Source organism: Hyphomonas sp. TMED31 (assembly GCF_002172815.1).
Lineage (GTDB): Bacteria > Pseudomonadota > Alphaproteobacteria > Caulobacterales > Hyphomonadaceae > Hyphomonas > Hyphomonas atlantica.
The window spans coordinates 1-24,284 of the sequence record NZ_NHCK01000082.1 but is presented as its reverse complement, the minus strand read 5'-3'; the positions used below and the strand labels follow the sequence as shown (position 1 = coordinate 24,284).

The window sequence follows — 24,284 nt, the reverse complement described above, 5'->3', positions numbered from 1 at the left end:
GGGGTCGTGAGTTCGAATCTCATCGCCCGCTCCAATTTTCGATACTATTGAATATCACCGCTCTTGCGGTTCCCCAGCGTTGCTGGCTTGACCGTAACCGTGCGCGCAGAGACAAGACCATTGCCGCGTGATGTGTACACCTTACCTCTATATCAACAGATGAGGCATCAAGGTGAGACCGGTAAGGATGAAAGCAGCGACTATGAGTGAACCGAGCCATACAGACCCAGTTGCCGCCTCTCTTCGTCAGCGCTTTCTGGAAGGGATGAGCCTCGTTGCGGCAACGGTGAATGTCATCACGACAGATGGCAAAGCTGGTCGGGCAGGTACCACGGCAACTGCAATGTCGTCAGTGAGTGCCGATACGCCGAACCCCACACTTCTGGTCTGCATCAATGAGTCGTCATCCTTGACGCCGGTCCTGCTGGGCAATGGCACGTTCTGCGTCAATGTGCTGAAGGACGATCAATCTCTTGTCGCAGACGTATTTGCGGGCATGCAGCGGGACACATTTGCGGACAAGTTTGATTGCACCCAATGGCAATCCGGCAAGTTCGGCCAGCCGGTTATTGCCGGTTCTCTGGTCGCCTTTGAATGCAAACTGGTTTCCCATAATCAGGTCGGGACGCACCATGTCTGCATTGGCGAAGTGATCGATACGGTGTTGGGAGACACGGGCAATTCGCTGATCTATGCCAGCCGTGAGTATCGCACCACTGTGAAGCCTGATTAGACGTCGTTCGTATTGCCTGGCACTCCGTAGAAAGCACGGTACCAGTCAACAAAACGCCCAACACCTTCGCGCACTGATGTGGTCGGGTTGTAGTTCACTGCGGACTTCAGCAGCGACACGTCGGCATGGGTGCGTTTCACATCTCCCGGCTGCATGGGTAAAAGGTCACGTATCGCTTTCTTGCCGAGTACGTCTTCCAGGGCGTCGATGAAGTCCAGCAATGGTACCGGTTCGTTGTTTCCGATATTGAGTATTCGGAACGGTGCGCTTGATGTCGCTGGGTCTGGAGATCTCGCATCCCATTCGGGATTTGGCTTTGCCACATCAGCCGCTACACGCAGGACGCCTTCGACGATATCGTCGACATAAGTGAAGTCGCGCTCCAGCTGCCCCTCATTGTAGATAGGGATCGGCTCGCCTTTCAGGATCTTTTCTGTGAAGAGGAAGAGCGCCATGTCCGGGCGGCCCCAGGGGCCATACACCGTAAAGAAGCGCAGCGCTGTCGTCGGTATATTATAGAGATGGCTGTAGGCATGCGCCATCAGTTCATTGGCTCGTTTGGTGGCGGCATACAGCTGGAGTGGATGATCCGCGCCCCTGTGTTCTGAGTAGGGCGTGTCGTCATTCGCGCCATAGACGCTAGACGTTGACGCATACACCAGATGCGGTGTCTTCGCATTCCGGCATGCTTCGAGAATGTTGGCAAATCCGACGAGGTTAGATGAGACGTACTCATCAGGCGCCTCGATCGAGTGCCTCACGCCAGCTTGCGCGGCCAGATGGATGACGCGGCTGAAATGGTGCGAGTTGAAACAGGCATCGACGGCGGACTTGTCTGCGAGATCGGCTTTCACAAAGTCAAACCGTGTCCCGGTGCGGCTGGATACGCGCGCAATCTCGTCGAGCCGTGCCTGTTTCAGGGCCGGGTCATAGTAATCGTTCAGATTGTCCAGGCCGACGACTTCAATGCCCTGTTCCAGAAGGCGGCAAGTCGCATGGAACCCGATAAACCCGGCGGCACCGGTGACGAGATATGTACCGGTCTTGGCGGACGGGTTCTCTTCAGTTTGATCAACTGCTGACATGCGCCTGTTGCTCGTCTCCCACGCACTGGTTCGCAAGCCAGTGGTATTCTGTTCTGTTGCAGACCCTATCTCATTGGTCTGTCCAAAGTACCAGAGCGAGTCCCACTCAGATGCGCAGCCGCCAGGTTGGTGCGTCGGCTCCGCATCTGCGCTCAGATGAATTAATCCAACCCTGCGAAGTCATTAGACCAGGTTTGGCGAGACGGGTAGGGACCGTGCTGTAGAAGTTGGATGTATATTCCAACAGCTCAGCGGGCCGTCATGGCGCCATCGACAACATGTTCCTGGCCGCTGATATAGCTCGATGCGTCTGACGCCAGGAACAGGACGAGTTCGGCAACCTCCTCCGGACGGCCTGCGCGCCCCATTGGGCTCGACTGCGAGGCGATTGCTTCGACGTCCATCTGGTTTGCCCCGGAATGCGCGGTAAGGGCGGATATGCGCTCTTCATCCATGACTTCAGTCATCCGCGTGATCGATTTCTGCCAGATGGGTGTATCGATGATGCCGGGGTGCACCGAATTCACGCGAATCCCTGTGCCCATCTGAGCGCATTCAACAGCGGCGGCTTTTGTAAACAAGCGAACAGCCCCTTTTGACGTGCAATAGGCGCTGGCCCCAGCCGCACCGCGCAAGCCGGCGACCGACGAGATGTTGATGATGGAGCCGCCACTGCTCATAGCGTTCATGGCGGCGCGCGTGCCGAGAAACACACTGTCGACATTCACCGCCATTTGTCGCCGCCAGTCGTCTAGCGTGAAATCAGTGATGCCGCCTGCGATTGCAATGCCGGCATTGTTGACGAGCACCGAGGGCGTTCCGAACGTCTCTGTGGCCTCGGTGAATACTTCCTCCCAGACAGCCTCGTCTGTCACATCCTGAGTGAGCGTAACAATCTTGCCACCAGCGTCGGAAACCAGCTTTTCCGTGTCACGCAGGCCCTTGCTGTCCACATCCGTAGCGACGACGCACGCGCCCTCCCGAGCGAGCACAATTGCGCACGCTCTGCCGATCCCACTTGCCGCGCCAGTGATTATGGCGACCTTGCCTTCAATTTGAGCCATGTTTTCCTCCCGCTTTTTGCGGAATGTGTAGCAGCGGTGTGGCTTGACCTGCCAGTGGTTTTCGGGTTTACCCGCCGCCTGATAACGGGATGGTGCAGAGCCGCCGTTGAAATCGTGGGTGCGAATGAGCGTCGCCCACCGGCCTGCGTCGACAATGAGGTACTACCATGTCACGTCGCCATAGCGCGAAGTACAAGATCGACCGTCGCGTCGGTGAAAACATCTGGGGCCGTCCGAAGTCCCCCGTCAACAAGCGCAACTACAAGCCAGGTCAGCACGGTCAGAACCGTCGCAGCAAGACGTCTGACTTTGGTCTGCAGCTGATGGCCAAGCAGAAGCTGAAAGGCTACTACGGCGACATCACGGAAAAGCAGTTCCTTCGCATTTACGAAGAAGCCAACCGCCTGAAAGGCAACACGTCCGAAAACCTGATCGGTCTTCTGGAATCTCGCCTCGATGCCATCGTTTACCGCGCGAAATTCGTGCCGACGATCTTCGCAGCGCGTCAGTTCGTCAATCACGGCCACGTTCTGGTCAATGGTCGTCGTTGCAACATCGGTTCTGCGCGCCTGAAGCCAGGCGATGTGGTTCAGATCCGCGAGAAGTCCCGCAACATGGCTCTGGTTCTGGAAGCTCTCGGCAGTGCCGAACGCGACATTCCCGAGTATGTTGACGTTGACCCGAAAGCGATGACGGCAACCTTCGTTCGCGTGCCTGAACTGTCTGATGTGCCATACCCGGTGCAGATGGAACCTGCTCAGGTCGTCGAATTCTACTCCTCGTAAGAGGGCTGAATTCCTTGAAGAATTCAAAAGGCCGCGCCAGACTGGTGCGGCCTTTTTCATTGGAGAACCAAAATTCATGAACATTCCCGATATCGATGATGTCCGTCAGCATCTGATCGCGAAGCCGGGCGAGTCCTTTTCACTGGCTGCCAGACCGACCCGCGACCCAATCCTGTTCGATGACAAGGAAGATGCGAAGACGAGTCTCAAGAAGGACGCCGCGGTCATCAACGAACTGAAAGACATGCTCTATGCACACAAGAAGCAGTCGGTGCTCGTGGTGCTGCAGGGAATGGATACGGCTGGCAAATCGGGAACCATCCGCAGCGTGTTCGCAGACACCACGCCTCTGGGCATGGAAGTGAAGGCGTTCAAAGCGCCCAGCAAGAACGAACTTGCGCGGGATTATTTGTGGCGCGTCCACAATGCGGTNCCGAAGAANGGAAANATCGGCATCTTNGATCGTTCGCATTATGAAGATGTNNTGGTCGTCAAAGTTCGCAATTTTGCNAGCGCGGAAGACGTCGAGCGCCGTTANGATCAGATCAATGCATTCGAAAAGCACCTGACCGAAAATGGGGTGGTGATCGTCAAATGCATGCTGAACGTCGGCTATGAAGAACAAGGCGAACGCCTGGCTGAGCGACTGGTGGAGCCGCACAAGCTATGGAAATTCAATCCGGGAGANCTNGAAGATCGCAAGGACTGGGCGAAATTCATGGCGGCGTATGAGACAGCGGTTGAGCGCTGTTCCACGGAACATGCGCCCTGGTACGTGGTGCCGGCCGATAGCCGCACACGCCGGAACGCGATGATTGCGCGGTTGGTGCGGGGCGCGTTGGAAGACCTGAGCCTGGAATGGCCAAACCCCGGCTACAATCCGGCTGATTTTGATATCGGTTGACATGCGGCAAGAGGGGGGTGATTCCCCCTCAGTGCACTGATTGAGTTAGCCGCCGTGGAATGACGTTGAGCCACCGCTGATGGATTTGTTGGCTGTGCGAGATGTGGGGTTGCCATAAATGGCGACGCTGCCACCGCTCGACGTCTTGCTCGTCGCGGCGTTACTGGCAAATGCCTTGACTGATCCACCACTGCTGGCTTTTGCGGAGACAGAGCCGCATTCCAGTCCCTTGGCGTTGGCGCTGCCGCCGGAATTGGCTTTCACCTTCAAGCTGGAGCATGTGCCGTACACTGATACTGCTGCGCCGCTGGAGACATCCAGTTGCACACTGCCTTCTTCCAGCCCTTCAACAAGCAGGGACGATCCGGAGCTTGCCTCAATCTCTTCGAGGTTCGGAGCGGTGACAGTGAATTTCACGCGCACCTTGTCGCCCCAACCGCTTGTCGACTTGCGTGAAAGATAGAGCCGGTCACCATCAAGACGGACTTTCACGTCTTCCGGGCCTCCACGTGTGAAGTCTGCAGTCACGGAATATTCCGGTGCCCGGACGAATTTGACGTCAACNCCTGCGGATATATCCAGTTCGTCAAAGCCGGATAGTTTGTAAACCTTGGGGGCATCGGCGGCAGCGTGCAGCATGGTTGCTGATACGGCCAGCGCCGCCAGTCCGGATGTGATGAGGGCAAGCTTTTTCATGGGAAGGGCCTCCTGGGCTGAGTATTTTTATCTGAAAGAAACGTCACCGCCACTGGATTCGCGCACGTCACGCTGGGCAGGGTTTCCAAAGATATTTATGTCTCCGCCACTGGAAGCAGACGCTTCCACAGTGTCGGTGACTGAGAGGTTCACGTCTGCACTGCTGGAGGCCTTTACCTTCGCGGAGGCACAGATGAGCTCGCGCCCTTCTACGTCCGCCGAGGAGGAGGCTGTGATGACGATGTGGTCGCACGTGCCGTCGAGTTCCAGATCTGCGCTCGACGAGGCTTCGAGTTCGATGTCAGCCCCGCCTGACAGGTTCAGTTCTACATCCGCGCTGGACGAGGCGGCGATGCGGATCTGCTGATCCGTTTCGGCGCGAGCTTCAACGTCGGCGCTTGAGGAGGCGTCAATTGAAAGGCGATTTGCAACGAGACNCTCAGCCTCGATATCGGAGGATGATGAGGCATCAATGCGGACTGAATTGGCGCGCCCGGAGATGATGAGATCCGCGCTTGAGGAAGCCTTGAGATCGAGGGCGTCAGCGTTGATGGAGTTGGCCGTAGTACGGGCGGAACGAGATACGTCAATTCCAGATATTGCAGGCGAACTGATGCGCACTGTGTAGGACGGCACTTTCTTGCCATTCACCTTGGCGCGAAGTTCACCATTCCTGAAGTCCGTGGAGATGTTCGAGCGCCAGCCACTGCCTACGCTGATGCGATCGATCAACAATGTGTCGCCGTCTGTCTCAATATTGATGTCAGAGAAGTCACCGTTTGACTGTTCGACCGTTACGGAACTGGACGGGCNATTGTCATAAATGACCAGAATGGCTTCGCTGACGTCGAGCTTTGTGAAGTCGCCGACAGCATAATCCTTTGTGTCAGCGAGCGCGGGAAGGGCAGCGATAGCGAGAGCGGAAAGCGAAATGAGTGCGCGTTGCATGAAAGTCTCCATTTGCGTTGAAGACACTATGAGTTATCGAAATACGATATGTCAATCGTTGTTTTTCGATAAATTCAGCGGGGCTGAGCATCTGCCCCGGTCAGGTCTCTCTTTGGCGGCGCAGCACCATAGGGGGCTGTCCATAGGCNCGCAGGAATGACAGGCGCATGCGATCAGCCTCTCGGAATCCCGTCGCCTGAGCAATCTGTTGCAAAGAGGTGGTAGAGCCTTCGACAAGATCGCGCGCAGCTTCGAGGCGTAGCTTTTCGATCAGGCGCGCCGGTGTTGTGCCGGTCTCGGTTTTGAAAACGCGCGCGAAATTTCTGGGACTCATGCGGGACTTTTCTGCCAGGATGTCGACGGTGAGCTCGCTGTCCAGATTCGTTTTGATCCAGGAAATGAGTGAGTCGAACTTGCCAGATGCGAGCTTCACCTCCTGCATCACCGAGAATTGTGACTGACCGCCATGCCGTCTTTGGTGAATAACGAGTTCGCGGGCTGCTTTTCGGGCGACCTCTTCTCCCAAATCGTCCTCAACGAGAGCCAGTGCGAGATCAATGCCTGCTGAAATGCCGGCCGACGTCCAGAATTTGTCGTCTCGTACATAGATGCGATCGGCTTGCACCTGAACATTCGGGAAGCGGCGTGTCAGGTCCGGGCATCGACGCCAATGGGTCGTCGCTTTCCGGCCATCCAGCAAGCCTGCGGCCGCCAGAAGGAATGCGCCTGAGCAGACGGACGTTGTGCGGCGTGTGCGCTTTGAGAGGCTGCGGATTGCTGTCAGCAATCCGCCGTCATGCATGGCGGTGCGCGTACCTTCGCCGCCGGAGATGATCAGCGTGTCCAGAGCCATACGCTCCGCGAGGGGCTCTGTGTGAACCCGCACGCCGCAAGATGCGCGGACGCTCCCTCCGTGCTGGGAGTAGAGCGTGAACTCGTAAGGCGCTGGATCCATGCCCCGTATCGGCATTTCAAAGACGCTCGTTGGGCCTGCCATATCCAGAAGCTGGAAATCGTCAAAGACGAGCAGTCCGATCTTTCGGGAAATTGGCTTGGCATGAATCACTGGAATAATGTCCTTTCTGCCAANTGCGTCTTACGCGAAACTGCGAAGGCAAACAAGGAGCACGCCATGTCCCCGCCATTCCGAACAGTCTTCGCGATCTATGATGACATGACCCATCTGGACTTCACTGGACCGCACCAAGTGCTGTGCCGCCTGCCGAAGTCTGAAACGCTGGTCGCAAGCCGAGACGGGGGGGNTGTGGTTGCCGAAGGCAATCTTGTGATTGGCAGGACGCAGGCGCTTTCGACCATCGATCGCTGCGACTTGCTGTGTGTTCCGGGCGGGGTGACTGCAACGCAGTGGACGCTGGACGACGCCTTCATTAAGCAGGTCCGCCGACTGGGGCTGCAGGCCACTTACATCACGTCAGTGTGCACCGGCTCCTTGATCCTGGGCGCGGCCGGCCTCTTGCAGGGTAAGAGGGCGGCCTGCCATTGGGCATGGCGAGATCTCCTCGCAGAGTTTGGAGCCGTGATCGACGATTCGAGAGTTGTTCGTGACGGGAACATCATCACCGGCGGCGGTGTAACGGCAGGGATTGATTTCGCCTTTACCATGGTTGCAGAGATTGCGGGCGAAGCCTATGCCAAGGCTTTGACGCTCGGCTATGAATACGCGCCATCACCGCCCTTTGCGGGAGGGCGACCTGAACTCGCCGAGCCCGACATTCTGGAAGTCTACCATGCACGCATGAAAGGGCTGATGGATGCGCGACGCGCTGAAGCGGTTGAGGCTGGCGCGCGGATGCGAGCTCAGGCCGGACGTCCGTAGAGGTCGTATTCGTCTGCATCTTCGATGGAGGCTGAAACGATATCGCCCGGCTTCAGATGGCTGGCATCGTCAAGATAGACGACCGCATCGACTTCGGGGGCATCTGCCTTTGTNCGTCCGATCATTTCTCCCGGCGTGTCGGATGGGCCGTCGATGATGACGTCNTGCACNGTGCCGATCTGCGCGGCCGCGCGGTCAGCTGACACTTTGGCCTGCACTTCCATGAAACGGTGCCAGCGCTCTTCTTTCACTTCTTCCGGGATATGGTCCGGCAAGCTGCGACTGTCTGCATGGGCGACGTTTTCATACTTGAAGCACCCTGCACGGTCGATCTTTGCCTCACGGATGAAGTCCAGCAGGATNTCGAAGTCNTCTTCGGTCTCACCGGGGAAGCCGACGATGAAGGTTGAGCGGATGGCAAGATCCGGTACATCGCGGCGCCATTGCAGGATNCGCTCAAGCACCTTGTCCTGCTTGGCCGGGCGTTTCATNGCCTTCAGCACGTTCGCAGACGCATGTTGAAAAGGGATGTCCAGATAGGGCGTGATCAAACCCTCGGCCATCAGGGGAATGACATTGTCCACATGAGGGTAGGGGTACACGTAATGCATGCGCGTCCACACGCCGAGGCTGCCAAGCCCTTTGGCGAGATCCAGGAAGCGGGTCTGGTATTCGGTGCCGCGCCAGACCTCCGGCTTGTACCGCACATCAAGGCCATAGGCAGACGTATCCTGGCTGATCACCAGCAACTCCTTCACGCCCGCGCGTACAAGCTGTTCGCCCTCGGTCAGCACATGATGGATCGGGCGGGAAACCAGGTCACCGCGCAGTTTCGGGATGATACAGAAGCTGCACCGATTGTTGCAGCCTTCAGAAATCTTGAGATACGCATAGTGGCGGGGTGTCAGGCGCAGGCCGCTTTCGGGCACAAGGTCCATGTGAGGATTGTGCGGCGGTGTGAGGTGCGTGTGGACGGCGTCCATCACGGCCTCATATTGCTGCGGACCAGTGATCGCCAGAACCTTTGGATGAGCCTTTTCGATNACGTCCGGCTCAGCGCCAAGGCAACCTGTGACGATCACTTTGCCGTTTGATTCAATCGCCTCGCCAATTGCGCCCAGGCTTTCGTCGCGAGCGGAGTCGAGGAACCCGCACGTGTTCACGAGCACGAGGTCAGCGCCCTCATAGTCAGGTGCGATCTGGTACCCTTCCGCGCGCAGGCGGGTCACGATGCGTTCGGAATCNACCAGNGCCTTTGGGCAACCGAGCGACACGATGCCGACTTTCGGTGCCTTGGCGGGGCGAATGGGAGCTGGAGCGAGGGATGCTGTGGTCATGCGCGCTCAGCTACAGGAAACAAGCCTGCGTGCCTAGAAGGGAATGTTTCTGGCGATTGCGCGATTGGCAGTTGCTGTATGCCTTCCGTCGCATTTTCCCAAACGGGCAATTTGCAGGAACACGCTTTGCGTTCTGTAAAGGATAAAGGGCTATGCTACACGAAGTTGTAGCAAGAGGCTGATATGTCCGATCCGTTTCTGACCATTGCCGCGTGGTGCGCAGCTCTGCTGGGGCTGGTTCTCGTGGCGTATACACTCAAGAAATGGCGGCTGGCTGCNNAGGCTTGTTACCCGATGCCGTTTCGCCGCCGCAAAAGCTATCTTAGCGGTCTGGCATTCAGTGCTTTATTCTTTGCGGCGCCAGCTTTCGTGCATGGCGACACACTGATACAGCATGCTGGCCTCGCGCATCTCTTCTCGGTCTGAGATCAGGCCTCTTCCAGCGCGATGCCATTGTCTTTCATGAAGTCGCGCAGTTCGCCGCTCTCGAACATCTCTTTCACGATGTCACAACCACCGACAAATTCGCCCTTTACATAGAGCTGCGGGATGGTTGGCCAGTCGGAATAGGCCTTGATGCCTTCGCGCACAGCCTGATCTTCCAGAACGTTCGTCGAAACATATTCAACGCCAAGATAATCCAGCACTTGAACGACGACCGAGGAGAACCCGCATTGCGGGAAGGTCGGTGTGCCTTTCATGAAAAGCACAACGTCGTTGGATTTGACGGCCTTGTCGATGGCGTCGAGCGTGGCTTGGTCGGTCATACTGGTATCTCCGCTGTTGCCACAGCATGTGAGGTGGATACCCGGCAGCGTCAAGCTCTGACGCTGCCGAGCACATGAATGAGTTACCANCCACAGCTTTCCGTGGCGTTTTCGTCCTTCAGATACAGCATCAGGGGATCGAAATACTCGATAATGGCGCTGCCATCCATTTCACGCGTTCCGGTGAACTCTTCCAGCGTGTCCGGCCAAGGCTGCGACGCACCCGCTTCCATCATGGCATTGAAGCGTTCGCCGACTTCCTTGTTGTCATAGATCGAGCAGCGGTGCAGCGGTCCTTCCCAGCCAGCCTGGTCGCAAGCCGCCTTGTGGAACTGGAACTGCATCACGAAGCTCAGGAAGTAGCGCAAATAAGGCGTATTCCCCGGAATGTGGTATTTCGCGCCGGGATCGAACGCGTCGGCCGGGCGCGGGGCAGGCGGCACAAGTCCCTGATTCTTCAGGCGCAGATCCCACCAGGCCGTGTTGTAGGCATCTGGCGCTGTCTCACCCGACAGCACACCCCAGCGCCAGCCATCGACTGTGATGGCGAAGGGCAGGAACGCGATCTTGTCGAGCGCGGTCTGCATCAGCAGGGCCGTGTCGGCGTCCGCGCCCGGTTTTTCGTCTTCCGAGATCAGGCCGATCTGTTCCAGATATTCCGGCGTGATCGACAGGGCGACGAAATCGCCAATGGCCTCGTGGAAGCCGTCATGCGCGCCGGTCTTGTAGAGATAGTCCTGATGCTTGTAGGCGCGCTGATAGAAATTGTGCCCCAGCTCATGGTGCACCGTGTAGAAGTCCTCCGAATTCACCTCTGTGCACATTTTGATGCGCACGTCTTCCTCGTCATCGAGGTTCCAGGCGGAGGCGTGGCAAACGACCTCTTTGCCTTCCGGGCGAACAATCATGGAGCGTTCCCAGAACGTTTCCGGCAGCGGGTCCAGTCCGAGCGAGGTGAAGAAGGCTTCACCGGTCTCGACCATCTTGATGGCATCATAGCCCCGCTCGTTCAGCCGTTTGGTCAGGTCGTAGGGGATTTCGCCCGTATTTTCCGGTTCCACGATGTCATAGATGGACGACCATTGCTGGGCCCACATATTGCCGAGCAGGTCAGCGCGGATCGGGCCGGTNCGTGGCTGNACGTCATCGCCATATTCATCGTTCAGTTTCGCGCGCGTNTAGCAGTGCAGCTCTTCGTACAGTGGCTCNACCTGGCTCCAAAGTCGCTCGACTTCTGCNTCCATGTCCGCGGGTGGCATGTCATAGCCAGACAGCCACATCTGATCGAGGCTTTCGAAGCCCAATTCGTTGGCGCCNTCATTGGCGATGTCGACCATGCGCGCATAATCGCCCTNCATGGGCGGCGATATTGTGCGCCAACCTTCCCAGACTTCCTTCAGCACTTCAGGATCACGATTGTTCTCGATAAGTGTGGACAGCTGATCGAGTGTCAGACCTTTTTCGACGATGTCGTCACGTTCCGCTTCACTGAGGTCGCCGAGCAATTTCAGGACCGAGTCCGTGTTCTCTTTCAGCTTGTAGCGGCCCGTGCTGTAGGTCGCGTCGAGGCGTGTGGTGATCTGGGACAATTCCTCTGCCGCACCGGCAGTAGATGGGGCGGGGATGGTGATGCCAGTGCGCAGCATGTTGAATTTGCGCGCCAGTTCCGTTGGCAGGACGCTGACATCGAATTGCTTGGACTCATTGGCTAGTGAAACAGCCAATTTCGTAGAGGCGGCACCAGCTTCCGCCGCGGCGGCGTTCGTTTCTGGCGTAATGTTGGTGGCCTGGTTCCAGTAGGCTTGGGCTGCGATATGGCTCTGAGCGGCAAGTTCCGCTTCGGCGCGTTCCATAAACGCGTAGGCGGCGGCGATTTCTTCCGAATGATCAGGCGCTTCGGTAATCTCCGCGACCGTTTCAGGCATCGCGTTTGCGGCGTCCTCTGTCTTCTCCGGTACCGTACAGGCGGCGACAACAAAGCTCAGCGCAATGGCGCTGGTTGTCAGGCTCAGGCGTTTCATGGGCAATTCCTCATCCTTGGTTTCGGATGAAACAATATCGAACTGCCGTTTTCGTCAATGTTCCGGTGTCAGGATTCTGGCGCCTTGGTCTTCAGGGCGAGGGCGTGCAGTTCGCCGCCCATTGTGCCCTTGAGGGCAGCATAGACAAGCTGGTGCTGTTTTACGCGGTTCAGGCCGGAAAACTGGGGACTCACGATTTCGGCCTGCCAATGATTGTCGTCGCCCGCCAAGTCAGTCAGCGTGATTTCCGCTTCAGGAAACGCATCGGTGAGATAACCGAGCAGGGTCTCGCGTGACATGGCCATGGGCTGTTCCTTCCAGTTGCGCCGCAGAGGTGGCGTGTCATGCCCGCGACGTCAAGCGCCCGGATGAAGCGATTGAGGTGAGCGCGTTACGCACCTAATATGCTGTTTCAATTAGATTCCCGGATTTTCCCATGACCAAGCTGCGCGCCTTCATTCTCGCTGAAGTTCTTTTCGTGCTGACCATTATCGGCGTTGTGTTCGTCTACATGAATCAGGATCAGGAGACTGAGCCAGCGCTGAACCAGTATCGACCAATCTATATTGATGGCCCGGCAATGCTGAACTTCACCGAGACTTTGTCATCTGATGCGCTGGAGGGACGGGAAACCGGAACGTCGGGCAATGCGGCTGCTCAAGGGTTCATTCTCAAACGGTTCGAGACTCTTGGCCTGCGCCGGCTCGGCGAGACGTATGCGCACGAATTCGCAATCATTCAGACAGACGCGGAGGACGGCACGCCGGACAAAGGCACGAATTTGATCGGCTGGATTGCAGGCGAGACACCCGGCGAAGGGCCGATGCTGGTCGTGACGGCGCATTATGACCATCTCGGAATTCAGAAGAGCGAAATTTACAATGGTGCGGACGACAATGCCTCCGGTGTTGCGGCGTTGATCGGTGTTGCTGACTATTTTCGGCGCAATCCTCCGACCCATGACATTGTGTTCGCAGCGCTCGATGCCGAAGAGAAGGGCATGTTGGGCGCGCGCGCGATGGTGAGATCTGGCTTGATCGACTTGTCACGCGTGGCGCTGAATATCAACTTTGACATGGTCAGCCGATCCGAAGCGGGAGAACTTCATGTGGCCGGGACAACACCCTATCCGCAACTTAAGCCAGTGATAGAGGCGCTTTCCACAGACGCACCGGTCACGCTGCTGACCGGCCATGATTCTCCGGATCTTGGATATGATGACTGGACGAGCCAGTCAGATCATGTCGCCTTTCACGAAGTCGGTATCCCGTTTCTCTATTTCGGTGTCGAAGATCATGATGGCTATCATGATCCGTCTGATGACTACCTGAATATCACGCATGATTTCTTCGTGCGTGCGGGTGACACTCTGGCAATGACGGTCGATAGAATGGATGAATGGATCTCACTCTCCAGCGCGCCAGAATAGCAGGGGTTCATATTGATCCTGTAAAGAACAGGTGGGCGCAAACGTTGGAGGTTGAATTTGGTTCCAGAGGCGCTGCCAGACGGCTTTTTCGGGTCGTCTCAGAGCCGGCTGAAACCTGAAAAATACTTATATAAAACAACGGTAATAGTGATTAATCCGCATTAAGAATGTGTGGCTTTGCGGCAACGTGTGCAGGTTGCGGATTTGTCATCGGAACGGACACAGTTCAGACACGGTTTCCTTGTGGTCTCGCCGCTCTGGCGGGAGCTGATCACGTCTTTAAAGGAGACCACATGTTTAAGTATTTTCTGATCGCATCGACGGCAACAGGCCTGGCTATGGGTGCACAGGCCCAGTCTTATGACAGCGATACCGGCTTCTATCTGGACGGCGGTTATCAATATCTCGAAATCGAACCGGATGGCGCAGAACAAGGTGTTGACACGAACGGCATCGCCGCGCGTCTCGGCTACAAATTCAACAATGTCTTCAGCCTTGAAGGTGAATTGGCCTCCGGTATTGATGATGGCGAGTTCGACTACAATGTCGATGAAGACGAGTTCAATCTCGATGACAACAATGACGGCGATTTCAACGACCTGATCGCTGCTTCAGGTGATATTGGCCTGAACTACCTGGTGGGTCTCTATGGTCGTGCGGACCTTCCGGTAACGGAACGCATGGACCTGTTCGCTCGTGCTGGTTATGCCTACATCGACCTTGATGCCTCGCTGGCCACACCGGGCGGTGCGCCTATCACCGTCGAGGATTCCGAGGAAGGCCCAGCCGTTGGTGCGGGTGTAACTTACGACCTGACCGAGAACTGGCAGCTGCGCGGTGACTACACCTACTATTCGTTCGAAGACACCGACACGAATGGTGTGATGCTGGGCGTCGGCTACAAATTCTAGTCGATCACTTGATGACCAGAGCGAGCGCCCCTTCTGCAGAATGCAGGAGGGGTGTTCCTCGTTCAGTCGACGGAGTTCATGTAGGACGGCAGCCAGCCTTCATGGGCCTCACGCAGCGCCGCTACAGGCAAGGACTGCTCCGCAGCGCCAACGACCTTGAAGCCAATCGCATCACCGCCAAACTTACCCACTTGTGTGAGCGACAGTCCGGCCTCGCCGATGGCCTTGCGGAATGCTTCTTCCTGGTCGGCTGATACAGCTACGACATAGCGGTCATGGTTTTCGCCGAAGAGGAATGCGGACGTACGCTCCGCTGGGGCGTAGATTTCCACACCCATGCCAGCAGCGAGCGCCATTTCTGTCACCGCGCAGGCCATGCCGCCATCGCTGGCGTCNTGGACGGCCGCAACCATNCCNGACGTGACGAGATCCCGGACAGTCCCGGCGGTTTTAACTGTGGTAGCCAGATCGACGGAAGGCGGTGCCCCAAGGTCCGCGCCCTTGAGCGAAAGGATTGTGCGAGCGTACAGGCTTGCGCCCAACTCACTTCCAGCGTTACCGATCAGGAAGGCCAGGTCGCCATCCTGCGCACCTTTCAGCGTCGCAATTTTCGACACATCCTCGATCAGGCCCACACCGCCGACCACTGGCGTCGGCGGGATCGCCTTGCCGTCAGTCTCGTTGTAGAGGCTCACATTGCCGGACACGACGGGGAAGTCGAGCTCGCGGCAGGCCTCGGCCATGCCTTCAATGGCTTTGACGATATAGCCCATCGTGGCNGGCTTTTCCGGGTTGCCGAAATTCAAATTGTCCGTGATCGCGANCGGCGTGGCGCCGACGGCGGACAGGTTGCGATAGGCTTCTGCTACGACTGCCTTGCCGCCCTCAAAGGGGTCTGCGGCCACATAGTGTGGGTTGCAGTCGGAACAGATGGCGAGTGCCTTGTTCGTTCCGTGGATACGCACAATCGCNGCGTCGCCCTGGCTCTGTGAGGAGTCGACCGTGTCGCCCATGACGTGNCGGTCNTANTGTTCCCANATCCAGCGCTTGGANGCCATNTCGGGNGACGACATNAGNTTCAGCAGNACNTCGCCATAATNTTCCGGCTCGGGATANTTCGNNATNTCCANCGGCGCGCGCTTNGGCGGCTCNGTCCAGGGGCGGTCATAATTNGGNGCNTCGTCGGCCANNGGCGCGACAGGAATATCGCAAACCGTTTCACCAAACTGTCTCAACACGAGATGGCCATTGTCGGTCGTCTCGCCGATAACTTCTGCGTCGAGATCATATTTCTCGAAGATCGCCTTCGCGACGTCGATCTTGTCCGGATAGAGCACCATGAGCATGCGCTCCTGGCTCTCGGACAGCATGATCTCGTAGGCCGTCATGCCTTCTTCGCGCTGTGGAACCTTGTCGAGGTCCATGACCACGCCAATGCCTTCGCCATTCTCGCCGCCGCTTGCGGCCATCTCGACGGAGGAAGAGGTCAGGCCCGCTGCGCCCATGTCCTGGATCGCCTGAATGGCATCGGTCGCCATCAGCTCTAGACAGGCTTCGATCAGCAGCTTTTCGGTGAATGGGTCACCGACCTGAACCGTGGGGCGCTTTTCTTCGTCGCCTTCGGAGAACTCGGCAGACGCCATCGTGGCACCGTGGATGCCGTCACGACCCGTTTTGGAGCCGACATAGAAGATCGGGTTGCCGGGCGTCGCGCCGCGCGCATAGAAAATCTTGTCCTGATCGGCCAGGCCCACAGCCATCGCATTGACAAGAATGTTGCCATTGTAGCCTTCGTCGAACTGGGTCTCGCCCGCGACGGTCGGCACACCGACACAATTGCCGTATCCGCCAATACCGGCGACGACGCCGGCCACCAGGCTGCGCGTTTTCGGATGGCTCGGATCGCCAAAGCGCAATGCATTGACCAGCGCGATTGGCCGCGCGCCCATTGTGAACACATCTCGCAGAATGCCGCCCACGCCCGTCGCCGCGCCTTGGTAGGGCTCGATATAGGACGGGTGGTTGTGGCTCTCCATCTTGAAGATAGCGGCCTGTCCGTCGCCAATGTCGATCACACCCGCATTCTCGCCGGGGCCCTGAATGACTCGGTCATTCTTCGTCGGGAATTTGGACAGGTGACGACGCGAGGATTTNTAGGAGCAATGCTCTGACCACATCACCGAATAGATGCCGAGTTCGACAAGGTTCGGCTTGCGTCCGAGTCGGGAGACCAGCCGCTCCCATTCATCGGCCTTGATGCCATGTTCCAGGCCGGCAGTATCGTCCTGCTCGGCGGTGAGGTGGGCGAGGATCGCAGATGTGTCAGTCATGCCCGGCGCTTTAGCCGCAAATGGCCCGAGTCGCCAGACTCTATTGCGGTTCAGCCGCCGAAGATGAGCGATTTGCCATGATGGACAGGATTTAACGGAAACCGCGCCGGACAGATGCGCGTTTCATTGGGCAACCGGGACAGCGATTGGAAAGGACCCCGACCATGAGACACTTGCTTTTGTTTGCCGCGCCGCTGGCGCTCGTGGCGTGCGGCTCTGAGGTTAGCCAGACTGGTGGAGACACGATGCCCGCACCGTCGCCCATAGCCTCATCTGACAAGGAAAAGCCTGAAACGAAGCAACCTGAAAAGCAGNTCACTCAGGCCGCGGGAAGCTGGGCTGACGCAGATGCAACGTCTGGAGAACGCCTTGAATTCGTTTCGGAAGATGGCGAGACGGTTCTGGTTTCGCTGACGTGCCAGAAGCCGGACGCATTTGCGGGCGAAGGCGCTGCGAATGCGCTCGTCATGCGACGCGTCTATTCCGACGATGAAGCGCCAAACCAGATTGGCCTGCTGACCTCCGCTGGGAACGCTGCCATTCCGGCCCAACTGGATGAGGATGCGGGGGAAGTGTCCGGCGTCTTCGACACNAGGTCCCAAGCCGCTCGTGCGCTTGCCAATGGTGCAGGTGACCTGCGCNTGGTGGTGGCACAGAGCGAATATGTCGTCCCGACAGATGAGCGGGTCGANGCCCTGATCGAATCCTGCCGNCCGCCAATCGAAACCAGCCTTGAANCCGAGGANGCGAGCGATGCTGAGGACGCGGAAATGGAAGAATCCGAAGATCCGGCAACCGGCTCCTGATCAGCCTCCCATCGTCGCTGCAATCTGATCGATTGCGGCGACGTGCTTTGTCTTCTGATCGTCCGGCAGGAAGGACCCTGTAAAGCTGTTCTTGGCGAGCTGGACGATCTGATCTGACGATAGTTCGAGCGCTTCGGTGATCGCCTCATAGTTTTGCCCGATATAGCCGCCGAAATAAGCGGGATCGTCAGAGTTCACGCAGACGAGCAGACCTTCTTCGAGCTGACGCTTCACCGGGCTCTTTCGCAAGTCGTCCAGTACGCACAGTGACAGGTTGGAGAGCGGGCAGTTGGTCAGGGGAATCTGCGTGTCGCGCAAGATTTCAATGAGCGCCGGATCTTCCATCGCCCGATTGCCGTGATCGATCCGGTCTGCGCCGATGTCCAGCAAGGCTTCACGTACATATTCCGGCGGACCTTCTTCGCCAGCATGGAGACAGAGCTTGAAGCCGAGTTCGCGGCACCGTTCGAACAGACGTTGGAATTTCAGGGGCGGGTGGCCGACTTCGGAACTGTCGAGCCCGACTCCGACAAAGTGTTCGTGCCANGGCGTCGACTCATCCAGCAGGACAAAACCGTCCTCCTCGCTGAGGTGCCGCAAGAAGCTCATGATCAGTTCGGACGTGATGCCGAGTTCTTTCTCACCCCGCTCCAGCGCACCCAGAATACCTTCTGTGACAGCGCCAAAGGCCACCCCGCGCTCCGTATGAGCCTGTGGGTCGAAGAACATTTCGACATGAACGACATTGTCCGCCTTTGCGCGCTGCAAGTAGGCAAACGTCATCTCGTGAAAGTCCTGCTCCGTGCGGAGGACATTCATGCCCTGATAGTAAAGGTCGAGGAATTCCTGCAGATTGTTGAAGTCATAGGCCGCCTTGGCTTCGTCCAGCGTTTTGAACGGGATGTCGATCCGGTTTCGTTCGGCCAGCGTCATCATCATTTCAGGTTCGAAACTGCCTTCAATGTGAAGGTGCAGTTCGGCCTTGGGGAGTTTGTGGATCAGGTCTGAGTGCGCGGACATGTGAGGGCCTCCGGTCTTTCGCCCATAGAGCGGGAAGCGGGTATCAAGGGCAAGTCACAACTGCCTAACGCGCGCCGAGATAGGTCCAGTTGCGCAGGATCATCTCCATCGGTCCGCGTTTGAAGTGCAGGCGCCAGAGGCTCGCAAAGGTCACGCTGAACAGAGCAACAAGGAAGGCGACGCCGACGCTCTGCGCCGCCGGGAGGGTCGCAAACAGACCAAACCCATAGGCGCTGAACAGCAGCGAAAAGATCAGACCCTGAAGCAGGTAAGCCGTCAGAGATGACGTGCCACCTCTCGCGAAGAACACCGTAATCGGTCCGGGCTGAACTTCCGCCCATTTCGCTATCACCCCGAGATAGCCGAACGTCGAGAATGGGCTGCCTATGGCCACGAGCAGCATGCCGAGCATCATCAGCGGATCCATCATGCCGGTTCCGACGAGCATGAGCCAACCTCCGGCGCCGCTGATCAGCAGGCCGAGCGGCAAAGCGTACCGGCGGGCAGGCTTCCAGATTGGGGCGGATGCGCGAGCTATGACACCGCTGCGCACGGCGGCGAGACCAAACAGGAAGAAGGCAAATGCGCCAAAGCCCTGGAACATCAGGATAAACGGGAACCCCGAAACGTATTCGCTTGTCCGGTACGCTGCCGCATCAAGGAAGCTGCCTGATCCAAAGACCTCAATGGCTCTTGAATCTTCGACCGCAAATTCCGCTGCTGTCTTCGCCATTTCTTCCGGCGCGAACGTCACCCCCAGATAGACCATCAGTGCCATCAGTCCGATCACCAGGATCTGGATGCCATAGATGATGCACCCCCACACTATGAGGGTTTTCTGGGATGCATTGCGGAACAGGAACAGGATCGTCCCGAGAACAGCATAGACGACGAGAATATCGCCGAAGAAGAAGCAGGCAATGTTCAGCGCGCCAAAGGCGAGCAAGCCGATGATGCGGCGCCAGTATCGCCCCGAAAAGGCGACGCNGCGCCGCGCGGCCGATTGCATCTGATAGGCAAAGCCCACNCCGAACATGAAGGAAAACAGTGAGTAGGACTTCATCAGGAACAGCGCATTCACGCCAAACCAGGCGGCTGTATCGAGCNAAGTCGGGGCAGCACCCTCATAATGATAGCTGCTCATCATCGGCCAGGCGAGCACGCCAACATTGACCAGCGCTATGCCGAAGAGTGCCCATGCGCGGGCGAGGTCCGGGAATATTTCGCGGCCAGCAGCCTGACTTTCCTCGAGATATGTCATGCGTTTCCCCTCCGGCACGGCTTTATCGAAATTCGATAATGCCCGGTGTGCGGAGCGTCAAGAGCTATCTCGAAGCCGATTGGGTAGTAGAGGCTAGGCCGCGCTAAGCAGGCTTTCGAAGACGCCAAGACCGTCGGTGCCGCCTTCATGCCCGCCAATGGCGCGCTCCGGGTGGGGCATCATGCCNAGGATGCGGCCATTCTCGCTGAGGATGCCNGCGATGTCGCGCGCCGAGCCATTCGGGTTCTGGCCCTTGGCATAACGGAACGCCACGCGGCCTTCGCCTTCCAGCGTGTCCAGCGTCGCATCATCGGCGAAATAATTGCCGTCATGATGCGCGACCGGAATGACGACTTCCGGCGTACCGGAATAGGCGCTGGTATAGGCCGTGTTCGCTGACTCCACGCTTAACGCCTGCGGACGGCAAACGAAGTGGAGCGATGCATTGCGCATCAGCGCGCCGGGCAGGAGGCCAGTTTCGCACAGGATTTGGAAGCCATTGCAGACGCCGAGCACATAGCCGCCGCGCTCNGCATGCGCGTGAAGCTGAGAGATGATCGGTGAATTGCCAGCCATCGCGCCGCAGCGCAGATAGTCGCCATAGGAGAAGCCACCGGGGACCATGACGAGGTCCGTGCCGTCCGGAATGGTTCCGTCCTTGTGCCAGACCATGGCCGGGGCCTGGCCGGTTACCTGTGCAAGCGCGTCATAGGCGTCGCGGTCACAATTCGATCCGGGGAAGACAATCACAGCGGTTTTCATGCGCAGGGCTTTAGCAGGGAGTCGGGTGAAAAGGGAACAGGCATTTGCGGTGGTGAGGGTGAAAGAGCGGCAAAAAGCACAGAGGCGCGCATGCCGCCTTGCCGAATGAGGGCTTCAGGCACATTGTTCTGGCCATTCATATTCATGGGAGTGACCAGATGAAGAAACTCATGGCTGCAGCGCTTGCGCTCTCTCTGCTGCCGCTGGCGACGGCGTGCAACACGGTCGAAGGCGTTGGCCGCGATGTTCAGGCAGGTGGCGAAGTCGTCTCCGAAACTGCGCGGGACGTGAAGGAGAAGATGTCGAAATAGATTCGGCTTTCGTCTTTCCAGCCCTCAGAACGCAAAAGGCCCCGACGCGACGTCGGGGCCTTTCTTGTTCGGGATACTGAAATGCGCCTAGCGCTGGTCCATCGGCACGTAGTCGCGCATGGCGGCGCCGGTGTAGATCTGGCGCGGGCGACCAATGCGTTGGGTCGGGTCGACCAGCATCTCGTTCAGCTGGGCAATCCAGCCGACGGTACGGGCCAGCGAGAACAGCACGGTGAACATCTGCTTCGGGAAGCCGATCGCATCGAGGATGATGCCGGAGTAGAAGTCGACGTTCGGGTAGAGCTTCTTCTCTGCGAAGTATTCGTCTTCGAGAGCGATGCGCTCCAGTTCCATGGCGACTTTCAGGATCGGCTGATCCTTCAGGCCAAGCAGGTCGAGCACTTCGTGAGCAGACTCGCGCATCACGGTCGCGCGCGGGTCGTAGTTCTTGTAGACGCGGTGACCGAAGCCCATCAGGCGGAATGGATCAGACTTGTCCTTGGCCTTCTCGATGAATTCCGGGATCCGGTCCACAGTGCCGATTTCGTGCAGCATGTTGAGGCAGGCCTCGTTGGCGCCGCCATGGCTTGGGCCCCAGAGACAGGCCACGCCAGCCGCAACAGCGGCGAATGGATGCGCGCCTGAAGACCCTGCCAGACGAACGGTCGAGGTCGACGCGTTTTGCTCGTGGTCTGCGTGCAGGATGAAGAAGCGGTCCATCGCCTTGGCGATTTTTGGATCCACTTTGTAATCCTCGGCGGTGACCGAGAAGCACATGTTCAGGAAGTTTTCGGCGTAGGACAGATCGTTGCGAGGATCGACGAATTTCTGGCCGAGATTGTACTTCAGGATGCGTGCGCAGAGCGTCGGCATCTTGGCAATCAGGCGGATCGAAGCGAGGCGGCGCTCTTCCGGATCTTCGCTATCCATCGCACCCGGGTAGAAGGACGCCATCGCGCCAACCGTACCGGTCAGCATGGCCATCGGGTGGCTGTCACGGCGGAAGCCGTCGAAGAAACGGTCCAGTTGTGTGTGGAGCAGGGTGTGCTGCTTGATCTCGTCGTTGAACGTGCTGAGTTCCGACTTGGATGGCAGTTCGCCATTCAGGATCAGGTAGCATACTTCCGGGAAGGTTGCTTGCGCAGCCAGCTGGCCAATCGGATAGCCGCGGTGCAGCAGGACGCCTTCTTCCCCGTTGATGAACGTGATCTGGCTTTCACAGCTCGCCGTGGAGGTGAAGCCCGGGTCAAATGTGAACTGTCCGGATTGCGCGTAGAATTTGCGCACGTCCACGACGTTTGGACCGTGGGTGCCGGACAGAACCGGCATGTCATAGGTCTTTCCGTCAATCTCGATCTTCGCCGTACCGGCGTCTTTGGTCTTGTTTTCCATCAACTCTAGCCCTTCCAAATCATTGTTCCACTCGGCATCGCTCGGGATTAGGTCCCGGCTTTCGCCGTTTGATCTTCAATTCTTCCCAGCGCCTCATCCTGCCCGAGCCATTCAAGGACTGGAGCGATGTCTGGCGCGGGTAACCCGCCCGTGAGCGCAGCTCTGAGTGGCTGACCCACCTGTCCCATCGAAAGGTCGCGGTCAGCGCAATACGAGCTTATGACGAGCGATATAGTTTCTGCGGTCCATTGGCGCAATTGCTGCAGTTCGTCGCGCAGACCCGCCAGCCGGTCAAGTCCTTCTTCGGACAATGCCTTGCGCGCCTTCTTGTTCATTTCAATCGGGCGAATGTCACGCAGGAAGGCGAACGCAGCGGCAAGCTCTGGCAGCGTGGTGCCGCGATCCTTCATGTGCGGCAGGGCCGTACGGACCCGGCCGGCTTCCGCCTCGCTGAGCGGGGCCTCCGCCTCCAGCAGCGGCTTCAGCAATTCGAACAGGCGATCATCATCGGCAAGGCGCATGAAATGGGAATTGATCTGGCCCAGCTTCTCCAGGTCCAGGCGTGCAGGGGCCTTGTTGATGCCCTCGACATCGAAGAGGGAAATGGCCTCGGCCTCGGTGAAGATTTCCTGATCGCCGTGGCTCCAGCCGAGGCGGAGCAGATAGGCCTTCATGGCTTCCGGCAGGTAGCCCATTTCCCGATAGGCCAGCGTGGAGAGCGCGCCGTGGCGCTTGGACAGTTTCGCGCCATCTGGTCCGTGGATCAGGGAGACGTGGGCAAAGGTCGGTACGTCCCAGCCCATCGCCTCATAGATCGGGATCTGGCGGAAAGCATTGCGCAAATGATCGTCGCCGCGGATCACGTGCGTCACGCCCATATCGTGATCGTCCACCACAACTGCCAGCATGTAAGTCGGCGTGCCATCGGCGCGCAGCAGGATCATGTCGTCCAGTTCGCTCGCCTGAATGGTCACGCGGCCCTGAACACCATCTTCAAGGATGCGGTCACCGCCATCCGGCGCGCGCAGGCGCACGGTGAAAGGCGCATCGGCTGATGGGGCCGGGGCGCCATCGCGCCAAGGAGACCGGTAAGGGGCGAGCAGCTCATTCGCTTCGGCCAGCAGCGCGGTCTTCTCCGCTTCCGAAATGCCTTCTGCCTTGGCGGCCTGGCGCTTTTCCTCACCCAGATCCCGGCGGGCCTGGAGTTCTTCCGGCGTAGCGTAGCAGCGGAAGGCCGTACCTCGCGCAATCATCTCATTGGCGACTTCAGTGTGCCGCGCCGCCTGGCTGAACTGCATCACCGGCGCTTCGTCCGGCGTCAGGCCGAGCCACTCCATGCCCTCCAGAATCGCCGCCGTTGCCTCATCCGTTGAGCGTGCGCGATCGGTATCCTCGATCCGCAAAAGAAACTTCCCGTTGTGACGTTTCGCGAAGAGGTAGTTGAAAAGTGCCGTCCTTGCCCCTCCAATGTGCAGCATGCCGGTGGGAGAAGGGGCAAAACGCGTAATGACGTTCATGGGACAGGCAGGCTCCGATTTATGATCGTGGGTGATGCTCTTGCGCCGCAGAAACACAACTCCCCGGCCGATGGCAAGGGGCAGGGCCTCTGGCGTGCAGTCAGCGGCCAGCGCTTCTGGGCGATTTCCGGGGTGGATGCACAGCCACTCCTGCTGGCCTTTGCAATGGCGACCGGCGCGGCGGCTTATTTCACGATGCCGTTTGAACCGGGGATGGGTGCGATTCTGCTCGCACCTTTGCTAGCGGTCGCCCTGATCGCTGTGGGGCGGAGATTGCTGGCGCTCTCTCTGGTTCAACTTGTGCTCTGGCTGGCTTTTGGCGTGGTTCTGGGCCTGAGCGCCGGGGCGGTGCGGGCGCGTCTGGTGGC

Annotated in this window: 21 protein-coding genes and 2 pseudogenes; 8 read left to right on the top strand and 15 right to left on the bottom strand. The window is 58.2% G+C overall.

The annotated features are described in order from the left end of the window. The first annotated feature begins 187 nt into the window (after positions 1-187). Positions 188-733 (top strand): flavin reductase, encoded by a 546-nt coding sequence (locus tag CBB91_RS12235; protein ID WP_155841918.1) that lies wholly within the window; start codon positions 188-190, stop codon positions 731-733. On the opposite strand, the gene CBB91_RS12230 is transcribed toward CBB91_RS12235, so the two are convergent. Next, positions 730-1,818 (bottom strand): NAD-dependent epimerase, encoded by a 1,089-nt coding sequence (locus CBB91_RS12230; protein ID WP_051602783.1) that lies wholly within the window; start codon positions 1,816-1,818, stop codon positions 730-732. The genes CBB91_RS12235 and CBB91_RS12230 overlap by 4 nt on opposite strands. A gap of 248 nt (positions 1,819-2,066) precedes the next feature. Then, positions 2,067-2,882: an SDR family oxidoreductase gene (locus tag CBB91_RS12225; RefSeq protein ID WP_273014236.1), complete on the bottom strand. Its 816-nt coding sequence runs from the start codon at positions 2,880-2,882 to the stop codon at positions 2,067-2,069. 167 nt (positions 2,883-3,049) lie between these two features. On the opposite strand from CBB91_RS12225, the gene rpsD reads away from it, so the two are divergent. Both rpsD and CBB91_RS12215 read left to right on the top strand, forming a co-directional pair. After that, positions 3,050-3,667, top strand: a complete 618-nt coding sequence (gene rpsD / locus CBB91_RS12220; protein ID WP_035553614.1) for a 30S ribosomal protein S4 — start codon at positions 3,050-3,052, stop codon at positions 3,665-3,667. A 76-nt stretch (positions 3,668-3,743) separates the two neighbouring features. Continuing rightward, positions 3,744-4,571, top strand: a complete 828-nt coding sequence (locus CBB91_RS12215; protein WP_273014235.1) for a PPK2 family polyphosphate kinase — start codon at positions 3,744-3,746, stop codon at positions 4,569-4,571. A gap of 45 nt (positions 4,572-4,616) precedes the next feature. Here the strand turns inward: CBB91_RS12215 and CBB91_RS12210 are convergent, their stop codons facing one another. The 3 genes from CBB91_RS12210 to CBB91_RS12200 form a co-directional block, all read right to left on the bottom strand. Next, positions 4,617-5,267 (bottom strand): DUF2807 domain-containing protein, encoded by a 651-nt coding sequence (locus tag CBB91_RS12210; protein ID WP_273014234.1) that lies wholly within the window; start codon positions 5,265-5,267, stop codon positions 4,617-4,619. Positions 5,268-5,294: 27 nt separating this feature from the next. Continuing rightward, positions 5,295-6,215: a DUF2807 domain-containing protein gene (locus CBB91_RS12205; protein ID WP_273014233.1), complete on the bottom strand. Its 921-nt coding sequence runs from the start codon at positions 6,213-6,215 to the stop codon at positions 5,295-5,297. Positions 6,216-6,315: 100 nt separating this feature from the next. Then, complete coding sequence (locus tag CBB91_RS12200) at positions 6,316-7,281, bottom strand: helix-turn-helix domain-containing protein (RefSeq protein ID WP_241764206.1); 966 nt, start codon at positions 7,279-7,281, stop codon at positions 6,316-6,318. Between the two features lie 66 nt (positions 7,282-7,347). On the opposite strand from CBB91_RS12200, the gene CBB91_RS12195 reads away from it, so the two are divergent. Next, complete coding sequence (locus tag CBB91_RS12195) at positions 7,348-8,052, top strand: DJ-1/PfpI family protein (protein WP_273014232.1); 705 nt, start codon at positions 7,348-7,350, stop codon at positions 8,050-8,052. Here the strand turns inward: CBB91_RS12195 and rimO are convergent. The 4 genes from rimO to CBB91_RS12175 form a co-directional block, all read right to left on the bottom strand. Then, positions 8,034-9,389, bottom strand: a complete 1,356-nt coding sequence (gene rimO, locus CBB91_RS12190; RefSeq protein WP_273014231.1) for a 30S ribosomal protein S12 methylthiotransferase RimO — start codon at positions 9,387-9,389, stop codon at positions 8,034-8,036. The genes CBB91_RS12195 and rimO overlap by 19 nt on opposite strands. A gap of 428 nt (positions 9,390-9,817) precedes the next feature. Further along, positions 9,818-10,156, bottom strand: a complete 339-nt coding sequence (gene grxD / locus CBB91_RS12185) for a Grx4 family monothiol glutaredoxin (RefSeq protein WP_035553600.1) — start codon at positions 10,154-10,156, stop codon at positions 9,818-9,820. An 83-nt stretch (positions 10,157-10,239) separates the two neighbouring features. After that, positions 10,240-12,177 (bottom strand): M2 family metallopeptidase, encoded by a 1,938-nt coding sequence (locus tag CBB91_RS12180; RefSeq protein ID WP_273014230.1) that lies wholly within the window; start codon positions 12,175-12,177, stop codon positions 10,240-10,242. Positions 12,178-12,245: 68 nt separating this feature from the next. Continuing rightward, complete coding sequence (locus CBB91_RS12175; protein ID WP_035553595.1) at positions 12,246-12,482, bottom strand: BolA family transcriptional regulator; 237 nt, start codon at positions 12,480-12,482, stop codon at positions 12,246-12,248. Between the two features lie 131 nt (positions 12,483-12,613). Between CBB91_RS12175 and CBB91_RS12170 the strand changes: the two genes are divergently transcribed. Together CBB91_RS12170 and CBB91_RS12165 are read left to right on the top strand one after the other, a co-directional pair. After that, complete coding sequence (locus CBB91_RS12170) at positions 12,614-13,606, top strand: M28 family peptidase (protein WP_273014229.1); 993 nt, start codon at positions 12,614-12,616, stop codon at positions 13,604-13,606. Between the two features lie 293 nt (positions 13,607-13,899). Next, positions 13,900-14,517: a porin family protein gene (locus tag CBB91_RS12165; RefSeq protein WP_035553593.1), complete on the top strand. Its 618-nt coding sequence runs from the start codon at positions 13,900-13,902 to the stop codon at positions 14,515-14,517. Positions 14,518-14,579: 62 nt separating this feature from the next. Here CBB91_RS12165 and purL read toward each other — a convergent pair. From purL to purQ, 4 genes and pseudogenes are all read right to left on the bottom strand, one after another. After that, positions 14,580-16,847 (bottom strand): annotated as a pseudogene (purL, locus tag CBB91_RS12160) (phosphoribosylformylglycinamidine synthase subunit PurL). A gap of 806 nt (positions 16,848-17,653) precedes the next feature. Next, the gene (locus tag CBB91_RS12155; RefSeq protein WP_035553585.1) at positions 17,654-18,673 is read right to left on the bottom strand and encodes an adenosine deaminase; all 1,020 of its coding nucleotides are present in this window, start codon (positions 18,671-18,673) and stop codon (positions 17,654-17,656) included. A 64-nt stretch (positions 18,674-18,737) separates the two neighbouring features. After that, positions 18,738-19,934: a DUF418 domain-containing protein gene (locus tag CBB91_RS12150; RefSeq protein WP_273014228.1), complete on the bottom strand. Its 1,197-nt coding sequence runs from the start codon at positions 19,932-19,934 to the stop codon at positions 18,738-18,740. Between the two features lie 93 nt (positions 19,935-20,027). Beyond that, complete coding sequence (gene purQ, locus CBB91_RS12145; RefSeq protein WP_035553581.1) at positions 20,028-20,696, bottom strand: phosphoribosylformylglycinamidine synthase subunit PurQ; 669 nt, start codon at positions 20,694-20,696, stop codon at positions 20,028-20,030. Positions 20,697-20,854: 158 nt separating this feature from the next. Between purQ and CBB91_RS12140 the strand changes: the two genes are divergently transcribed. Next, complete coding sequence (locus CBB91_RS12140) at positions 20,855-21,007, top strand: entericidin A/B family lipoprotein (RefSeq protein WP_035554000.1); 153 nt, start codon at positions 20,855-20,857, stop codon at positions 21,005-21,007. Positions 21,008-21,094: 87 nt separating this feature from the next. Here CBB91_RS12140 and gltA read toward each other — a convergent pair whose 3' ends face one another. Then, a complete protein-coding gene (gene gltA, locus CBB91_RS12135; RefSeq protein WP_035553578.1) occupies positions 21,095-22,399 on the bottom strand; it encodes a citrate synthase in 1,305 nt (434 codons plus the stop codon). 47 nt (positions 22,400-22,446) lie between these two features. Beyond that, positions 22,447-23,916: a glutamate--tRNA ligase gene (gltX, locus tag CBB91_RS12130; protein WP_273014227.1), complete on the bottom strand. Its 1,470-nt coding sequence runs from the start codon at positions 23,914-23,916 to the stop codon at positions 22,447-22,449. Positions 23,917-23,943: 27 nt separating this feature from the next. Here gltX and CBB91_RS12125 point away from each other — a divergent pair. Beyond that, positions 23,944-24,284: pseudogene (locus CBB91_RS12125) on the top strand (hypothetical protein); the annotation flags it as partial.